4 protein-coding genes are annotated in these 3,970 nt (G+C 34.3%); all 4 read right to left on the minus strand.

All coding sequences use genetic code 11. From position 1 onward, the window contains the following. Positions 1-42 precede the first annotated feature (42 nt). Complete coding sequence (gene merA, locus AOG55_RS02835) at positions 43-1,431, minus strand: mercury(II) reductase (RefSeq protein ID WP_048101261.1); 1,389 nt, start codon at positions 1,429-1,431, stop codon at positions 43-45. Then, positions 1,424-1,654, minus strand: a complete 231-nt coding sequence (locus AOG55_RS02840) for a cation transporter (RefSeq protein WP_048101262.1) — start codon at positions 1,652-1,654, stop codon at positions 1,424-1,426. The genes merA and AOG55_RS02840 overlap by 8 nt, the downstream gene beginning before the upstream one ends. A 161-nt stretch (positions 1,655-1,815) precedes the next feature. Next, positions 1,816-3,120, minus strand: coding sequence for an MFS transporter (locus tag AOG55_RS02845; protein WP_231563402.1), 1,305 nt, complete (start codon positions 3,118-3,120; stop codon positions 1,816-1,818). 50 nt (positions 3,121-3,170) lie between these two features. After that, positions 3,171-3,970, minus strand: an 800-nt coding sequence (locus tag AOG55_RS02850; RefSeq protein WP_055040862.1) for a type I pantothenate kinase, incomplete at its 5' end; no start/stop codon positions are given.

The following is a 3,970-nucleotide window of genomic DNA, read 5'->3' on the forward strand; positions in this document are numbered from 1 at the left end:
TAAAAAACTTAAATAATATGGTATTCAGAATTTGATACTGTATTAATCCATGCAGCAGCTCATTTTGGATACATCCCTTATAAATGACTGTCCGCATATTTTAATGGATTCAGATACCGTTGGAAATATGTGCATGGAATTTATAAGGTCATTATATGTTAGTTTATTTTTTATAATGTAAACTCCTTCTATGATAAACTCCGCAGCATTGGGTGCAAGCACATGAATGCCAAGTATTTTATTTTCATCATCTGCAATAATCTTTGCCAGACCACTATTGTTTTTTAATATATTTGCCTTAACAACGTTTTTTAGCCCTATTATTCGGGTGCTGTATTTTATATTTTTATCTCTTAATTCCTTCTCGGTGTATCCTATTGAGGCAACATTGGGTTCACAGAAAACAGCCCATGGAACCTCGTGCAGGTCAATGCTTTCGCTTCCGCCCAGGATATTATTTACTGCAGTAACACCCTGCTTGCCTGCCAGTGTTTCCAGTTTAATTGGCTGATCCACACAATCGCCGGCGGCATATACAATATCATTTGTCGTTTTAAGATGATTATCAACGATTATGCCATTTTTATACATTATGCCTGCTTTATCAAGATTGAGTGAGTCTATATTTGGAATTCTTCCCGTGGCAACCAGTATATGTGAGAAACCCTTATAAATTCCATCCTCTGTTTGTATGGATGTTTCGCCGGAACCGGAATCATTAATCTTAAAAATTTTACTTCCAAGGTGAAAATTTATATGATTTTCCTTTAAACTCTTTATTAATTCTGATGTTATATCATCATCAAAGTTCTTTAAAATTCTATTGGACCTATTAAAAATATGAACCTCAGATCCAAAACTTGAAAATGCATAGGCCAGTTCTATGGCAACCTCACCACTCCCCAGTATTGCAATCTTTTCCGGAAGATCTTTAATTGTCCAGATATTATCACTTGTATAATAATTATTATTGAGCCCCATGATATCAGGTATTAAAGGCCTTGACCCAGTGGCAATAATAAAATTTGTTGCCCTTATTTCAGTATCATTTACATAAACTGTATTATTATTCTTAAAATACGCACTCCCGTTGATTAGGTCCACATTTTTAAAATTTTTTATAACATTTTCGTATTTTATTGTTCTCTCATCTGAAACAAAATTTCTTAGAGATTCCATAAATTCCCTAAAATTAAGGCTTCCATCACCTGATATACCTGCATATAATGGATTTTTAAGGTTTTTATAAACTTTTGATGCCTCTATTAAATATTTTGAGGGAACACACCCAACATTAACACATGTACCGCCAAGATTTCCATGGCCGATCAGGGCTATTTTCATCTCGTTATTTGTTAGTTCGCTTGCCTTGATGGCCGCTGCAAATCCTGCAGCACCCCAGCCTATAATTGCAAGATCGTATTCATTCATTCTTAACACTTCTCAACTGTGCCTTATACTTCCCTCTGAAAACATCAAGGCTTAGGAGTGTTTCTGGCTTTACTGTATCATCAGCATGCACCAGTGCCATGCCATCCTTTAAGGAAACCTCCGCGTCTTTGACACCGCTTGCACCTAAAAGGCCTGTTTTAACATGAAGCACACAGTCATCACACGTCATTCCATAAACTCTCAATTCTATTGTTTTAACCATAAATTTGTAATTTAATATTGGTATATAATCTAGAAAGTAAAAAAAAATTTACCAATAAAAATTTTAAAAATTCATATATATTAAGCTCAGTGGCTTCCCATTTGATTGATATGTGAATTTGCCGAATTAATTATGATTGTTCTATTTTCCTTTATGGGAATTCAATCAACATTGTAAGATTTTAATTTTTTATATCTTGTCACAACCACCGCACCCAAAAAGTAGATAATACCTATGAAAACAAATATAAACATGCCCTCTGTATATGCCTTTGTAACTGCAACAGTTGCACCAAAAACCAGTGGAATAATTATTCCCCAGAGTGTTTCCCAAAATCCTATATGTCCACCCCACTGGCCTGCATAGGCCCTTGGAACAATGAAGGAGCTAACCGCCCACTGTATGCCTGACCATCTTAAAAGGAAGAATGTAATGGCCAGAATTAAGACAGCCTCAAATGCACTTGTTGCATATATTGTGGCAAGTATTCCAAATGTAACACCCAGTGAACTGACAGAAAATCCCACCTTCATTCCCCTGTTTGGACCGTATGATCTGTTCAAATAATCAACAATAAAACCACCAATTATTTCTCCAATAAATCCCATTCCCCATACTAATGCTGTGTAACCAAGGGTTAAATTTAATGATTGATGCCTGGCATAAAAAAGATACAGTGGAAGCCAGGTTAAAAGGCCAAAAAATATCCCTGCCTGAGCTCCAAGTCCCATCATTGTTCCCCAGTAATCTCTGGTAACCAGCCATGACCGTACCGGAAGTTTTTTCTGCTCCTTTATATCATCCCGGTTCTTTATTATATAATTTAATTCTTCCCTGCTAATTCTTGGATCCTTTTCTGGAGAATCATAGAGAAAATATGCAAGTAAAAGTATTAAAAATATTGTTAACCCGCCACTGATTATAAATGCCAGCCTCCAAGCCAGATTATTATTCACCACATACGTCAGTGCAAGAAGTAATAGCGTTCCCAGAACCACACCTGCATTAACACCAGAATCACCAATTGTGCCACTTCGCGCCTTTTCACTTTTTGTCATCCATTCAGCGGTTATTTTTGTTATTCCGGGAAAACCAACAGCCTCACCTATGCCTAGAAGAATTCTATTAATAACAAGATATATTCCGGAAAAGGCACCTGCAGCAGTTAACTGCACAATTCCCCAGCCTGTGCCGGAATACGCAAATACTTTCTTTGCACCAAATCTATCCAGAAAATAGCCCACCACAGGATTCATAATTAAATAGCCATAGGTAAAGCCATCCCCCACCAGAGCCTGAAAATAAGGATTTAAATTAAATTCAGATGTAAGTATTGGCAGGGCTGTTGATACTATCCCCCTATCAATATAATCAAATGTTATTATTCCAAAGGCAAAAAGTATGACGGTCCATCTTAAATGACCTCCAAGCATTTTGCTATTATGTATGTTCATATCATCTTCCATGCTATAGCATGGCAATGTAATAGATAAAATTTATGCAATAAATTTATTTTTTATTGATTATTGTCTATTATATTCAATACAACATGATTTGCTGTTTTAACAATAATAAAGTTAGATTTTTTCTGCAGCCTAACAATGTTTTTATAATAATTTGGGAGATTTATTTTATACCATGCGTAATTTATGATTTTCATAATTTCATCATCATTCATTGACCTAAATTTGTAGTAAAAGCTTTTGGGGTCATTATTTGATTCATATATAAGATTATAAAATCTTGATATATACCATGACCTTACATAATTCATCCTTGCCTTAATGAATATTAATACATCCACATGTTCATAAACGTGGCATTTATTGAAATTATTTCCAAAACCAAGGCCTTCCAGAATTATAATATCTGGGTCTCTTATAATGTAATTTTCCTGTATTATGTCATAATATAAATGTGAATATACAGGTATGGATATAAATTTAATACCAGATTTTATTAGCATAAAAAATTGGCAGAACAGTTCATTTTTATAACTTTCAGGGAATCCTTTCCGGTTAAGGATATTTTCCCTGATAAGCTCTTCATTACTTTTTAAAAAATTGTCTGTGCTAACACGGCATATATTTTTACCGGGTAGCATATTTTTAAGTATTTCCTGGAATATATATGATAATGTTGTCTTTCCGGATGCAACGCTGCCTGTTAAACCTATTATAAATGGTTTTTTATAATTTTTTTTAATAAATTTATCGACTATGTTTTTCAGGAAATCTTTATAAATCTCTTTTTGTTGCTTATAATCTCCAATAATGTAATTATTCAATATCTTTGCACCCTCATGGGTATAGATAA

Source organism: Acidiplasma cupricumulans (assembly GCF_001402935.1).
Taxonomy (GTDB): Archaea; Thermoplasmatota; Thermoplasmata; order Thermoplasmatales; family Thermoplasmataceae; genus Acidiplasma; species Acidiplasma aeolicum.

Bases quoted from the DNA above. Each gene is read 5' to 3' on its own strand.
- merA (WP_048101261.1), bottom strand. From the start codon at position 1,431: ATGAATGAATACGATCTTGCAATTATAGGCTGGGGTGCTGCAGGATTT.
- AOG55_RS02840 (WP_048101262.1), bottom strand. From the start codon at position 1,654: ATGGTTAAAACAATAGAATTGAGAGTTTATGGAATGACGTGTGATGAC.
- AOG55_RS02845 (WP_231563402.1), bottom strand. From the start codon at position 3,120: ATGGAAGATGATATGAACATACATAATAGCAAAATGCTTGGAGGTCAT.